Origin of the sequence: Mesorhizobium sp. M1A.F.Ca.IN.020.06.1.1 (genome assembly GCF_004023265.1) — a bacterium.
Lineage (GTDB): Bacteria > Pseudomonadota > Alphaproteobacteria > Rhizobiales > Rhizobiaceae > Mesorhizobium.
Map to the genome: position 1 here is coordinate 1 of NZ_RZSR01000541.1, position 4110 is coordinate 4110.

Consider the following 4110-nt stretch of genomic DNA (forward strand, 5'->3'; position numbering starts at 1 on the left):
CCGCTATGTGAGGGCGACGTTCCACCGCCCGGAGCCAGCATTTCCAGGGTTCCGCCAGCCATTGCCTTCCGACGGATCGGTCCGCCCCAGCATGTATAATTACCTCGATTTCGAAAAGCCGGTGCAGGATCTGGAACTCAAGATCCTTGAGCTGAAGAAGCTCGCGGAGAACGGCGAGGCGGTCGATGTCGCCGACGAGATCGGCAGGCTGGAGAAGCGTTCGCGCGATGCGCTGCGCGATCTCTACAAGGCGCTCACCCCTTGGCAGAAGGTCCAGGTGGCCCGCCATCCGGACCGGCCGCACTGCCTCGACTACATCAAGGGCTTGTTCAGCGATTTCACGCCGTTGGCCGGTGACCGCAATTTCGGCGACGACCAGGCGATCGTCGGCGGTTTTGCCCGTTTCCGCGGCGAGCCGGTGGCGGTGATCGGCCAGGAGAAGGGCTCCGACACGGCAAGCCGCATCAAGCACAATTTTGGTTCGGTACGGCCCGAGGGATACCGCAAGGCGGTTCGGCTGATGGAGCTTGCCGACCGCTTCAAGATCCCGCTTTTGACGCTGGTCGACACCGCCGGCGCCTATCCCGGCGTCGGCGCCGAGGAACGCGGTCAGGCCGAGGCCATTGCGCGCTCGACCTCAGCCTGCCTAGCGCTCAAAGTGCCGTCGATCTCGGTGGTCATCGGCGAAGGCGGCTCCGGCGGCGCCATCGCGATCGCCACCGCCAACCGCGTCTACATGCTTGAGCATGCCATCTATTCGGTGATCTCGCCCGAGGGCGCGGCCTCTATTCTTTGGCGCGACACCACCCGTTCCAAGGACGCGGCGACCAACATGAAGATCACCGCCCAGGATCTTCTCGAAATGAAGATCATCGATGCCATCGTTCCCGAGCCGATGGGCGGCGCCCAGCGTGCGCCGGAAACGGTGATTGCCGCCACCGGCGATCTGATCGCCAAGACGATGAAGGACTTTGCCGGCGCCAACACCGATTTCCGCGAGCAGCGCCGCGAGAAATATTTAGCGATGGGCCGCAGCCTTTAATGCATGTCGCGCAAAACTGTGCAGTGGTTTTGCGAAAACGACATGCATGAAAACAAAGCACGTGAGTCTGCCCCAGCGCCACCCGTTTAATTCGGCCGTTCGCCGCAACTATGGCGGCGATTAACAATTTCGCCACAAAAATGCCGCCGCATTCGGCTCAATGAAAATATCCGCGAGGGGTTGGCTATTGCTTGCGGTAAGGAATTTTCAAGGTTAACGGGCTTACGGTCCATTGGTGTTGAGCCTGCGGGCCGGCCATGCCGAGGCCGTTGGCCTGAGAGAAAAGACAAAGCCGTATCGATGTTTGCCAAGCTTGCCCGCACCGGAGTCCTTGTCGCCGCGATAGGCATCGCCGGCTGCAATGATTCGTCGATGAAGGATTTTGCGCCGGAGGCCAACAAGCCCCTGCCGGATAAGATCCTCGCCGACATGAAGGCCAAGGGCATGGTGCGCACCTCCTCGGTGATGGCGCGCATCTTCAAGGAAGAAGGCAAGCTGGAGATCTGGAAGGCCAAGACCAACGGCCGCTACGATCTCGTCGCCACCTACGACATCTGCAAATGGTCGGGCAAGCTCGGCCCCAAATACACCGAGGGCGACCGCCAGGCGCCGGAAGGCTTCTACACGGTGCGTCCGTCGCAGATGAACCCGCGCTCGAACTACCATCTGTCCTTCAACATCGGCTATCCCAACGCCTATGACAGGGCCAACGGCCGCACCGGCTCCAATCTGATGGTGCACGGCGCCTGCTCCTCGTCCGGCTGCTATTCGATGACCGATGCCCAGATCGAGCAGATCTATGCTTTCGGCCGCGATGCCTTCCAGGGCGGCCAGACCGAGTTCCAGATCCAGGCCTTCCCGTTCCGCATGACCGCCGCCAACATGGCGCGCTACCGCAACGACCCGAACTACGAGTTCTGGAAGATGCTGAAGGTCGGCTACGACAATTTCGAGATCACCAAGGTGCCGCCGAAAGTCGACGTCTGCGAGAAGCGCTACGTCTTCAATCAGGCAGCGCCCGAAGGCGCCACTTTCGACCCGACAGGCCCCTGCCCGGCAATGACACAGCCTGATTCGTTGAAAACGGCCTACGCCGACTACGAAAAGCGCTACGACGCCGCCTTCAACGCCGCGGTCAAGGGAAGCATACTACCGCCTAAGCCGGCCATCGCCGGCATCAAGGAAGCTAGCATCGTTTCCGACTGGTCCAAGCGCCGCGCCCGCGGCGAGCGCGTGCCGATCGACCCGCCGTCGATGAATGCGGACGGCTCGGTAACCGAGACGACGCGGATGGGCCGCATCGATTCCCCGCTCGGCCGCAAGATGGCCGCGCTCGACGCGGAGAAGGAGGCCAAGCGCAAGGCCGAGGAGCAGCGGCTTGCGGCGATCGAGGCGGCCAAGGCCGCGAAGGCGCAAGCGCAGGCTGAAAAGGCGGCCGCCAAGGCGCAGGCTCTGGCCGAAAAGGAAGCCGCCAAGCAGGCGGCTCAGCAGCCGGTGGTCACCGCGGGCGTCGAGGCGGCTTCCGCGCAACCGGTGCCGGAAACGCAGCAGGCGGCAAGTGCCGACGAAGGCACGGTCTCGAAGCTGAAGAAGAAACTGCTCGGCATGTTCGGCGGCTGAGATTTCTCGATCTTGGCCTGGTCCGCCGCTACCTACGATCTGAAGGGGCTGAACTGCCCGCTGCCGGTGCTGAAGGCGCGCAAGCGTCTGGCCGCGATGCGGCCTGGCAGCCGTCTGTGGCTGGAAACCACCGACCCGCTGGCCGTGATCGACATTCCGGCCTTCTGCGCCGATGCCGGCCATCAGCTGATCGAGACGGCGGCGGTCGACGGCGGCCATCGCTTCCTGGTCGAGCGCGGCGGCGCGGCATAGGCCAATCGGACCTCTGCAGCTACAGCCCGGCGATCGCCAGCGGATTGGCCTCGAGCGCCGCCCGGTCGGGCGTGTCGATCGACGGCTTGTTGGTGAAGGCGGAAAACAGCCGCTGGACATAATCTTCCGGCATGTCGAGCGTGATCAGCACCAGCCGCGTGCCGCGCCGTCCGTCCGGCCATGACGGCAGCCTGGCCGGCGGATGCAGGATCTTCTGCACGCCGTGGATCACCAGCGGCCGTGACGGATCCTCCTGAAGTTCGATGACGCCCTTCATGCGCAGCAGTTTCTCGCCATGCGTCGAGCGCAACAAATCGAGGAACATCTCGATCGCCGAGAACGGCACCGGCCCGTCATGGACGAGCGAGTGGGAGCGCACGCGGCCGTCGTGGCGGTGGTCGTGATGATGGGAGGCGTGATCATGACCATCGTCGTGGTGATGATGATCATGCGCCGCCTCCTCTCCGAGCCAGCGCCGCACGTCGGCGCTCTTGGTTTCGGGATTGTAGAGGCCGCAATCGAAAAGCGACGCTGCCCCGGTAGCGGGGTCATTGACGTCGAGAAGGACCGCGCTCGGATTTATCTGATGAAGTCGCGCCCGCAGGGCCTCGACGTCGCTTGCCTCGGTGAGATCGGTCTTGGTCAGCACGATGCGGTCGGCGACTGCCGCCTGCTTCACCGCCTCGACATGGCCATCCAGCGTGGCCGCCCCGTTGACGCCGTCGACCAGCGCGATGACGCCGTCGAGCCGGAAAGCCTGCACCAGCGCCGGATGCGCCATGATCGACTGCAGCACCGGTGCAGGATCGGCAAGGCCGGTGGTTTCGACCACGACCCGGGCCAGCCTGGCGATGCGTCCGGTCTGCAGCCGGTCGACGAGGTCGGCCAGCGTATCGACGAGTTCGCCGCGCACCGTGCAGCAAAGGCAGCCGTCGGAAAGCTGGATGATGCCGTCTGAGGCTTGCTCGACGAGCAGATGGTCGATCGCCACCTCGCCGAACTCGTTGATGATGACGGCTGTGTCGGCAAGCGCCGGATCCTTGAGCAACCGGTTGAGCAGCGTCGTCTTGCCGGCCCCGAGAAAGCCGGTGAGCACCGAGACGGGTATGGGAAAGCCGCTGCGCCCGGTCATGGCGAGTTTGCCGCCTTGGCCGGCTGATCCCCCTGCGCTGCAGCGGCAGCGGTTGCGGCGGGTG

4 protein-coding genes are annotated in these 4110 nt (G+C 64.1%); 3 read left to right on the forward strand and 1 reads right to left on the reverse strand.

All coding sequences use genetic code 11. From position 1 onward, the window contains the following. Positions 1 to 91 precede the first annotated feature (91 nt). The 3 genes from EOA60_RS21805 (at position 92) to EOA60_RS21815 (ending at position 2914) form a co-directional block, all read left to right on the forward strand. Positions 92 to 1042, forward strand: a complete 951-nt coding sequence (locus EOA60_RS21805) for an acetyl-CoA carboxylase carboxyltransferase subunit alpha (protein WP_067319192.1) — start codon at positions 92 to 94, stop codon at positions 1040 to 1042. A gap of 300 nt (positions 1043 to 1342) precedes the next feature. Further along, positions 1343 to 2662 (forward strand): murein L,D-transpeptidase family protein, encoded by a 1320-nt coding sequence (locus EOA60_RS21810; protein ID WP_095824004.1) that lies wholly within the window; start codon positions 1343 to 1345, stop codon positions 2660 to 2662. A 12-nt stretch (positions 2663 to 2674) separates the two neighbouring features. Next, complete coding sequence (locus tag EOA60_RS21815; protein ID WP_067319197.1) at positions 2675 to 2914, forward strand: sulfurtransferase TusA family protein; 240 nt, start codon at positions 2675 to 2677, stop codon at positions 2912 to 2914. A gap of 19 nt (positions 2915 to 2933) precedes the next feature. Here EOA60_RS21815 and EOA60_RS21820 read toward each other — a convergent pair whose 3' ends face one another. After that, complete coding sequence (locus EOA60_RS21820; RefSeq protein ID WP_095824006.1) at positions 2934 to 4046, reverse strand: GTP-binding protein; 1113 nt, start codon at positions 4044 to 4046, stop codon at positions 2934 to 2936. Positions 4047 to 4110 lie beyond the last annotated feature (64 nt).

Bases quoted from the DNA above. Each gene is read 5' to 3' on its own strand.
- EOA60_RS21805 (WP_067319192.1), top strand. From the start codon at position 92: ATGTATAATTACCTCGATTTCGAAAAGCCGGTGCAGGATCTGGAACTC.
- EOA60_RS21810 (WP_095824004.1), top strand. From the start codon at position 1,343: ATGTTTGCCAAGCTTGCCCGCACCGGAGTCCTTGTCGCCGCGATAGGC.
- EOA60_RS21820 (WP_095824006.1), bottom strand. From the start codon at position 4,046: ATGACCGGGCGCAGCGGCTTTCCCATACCCGTCTCGGTGCTCACCGGC.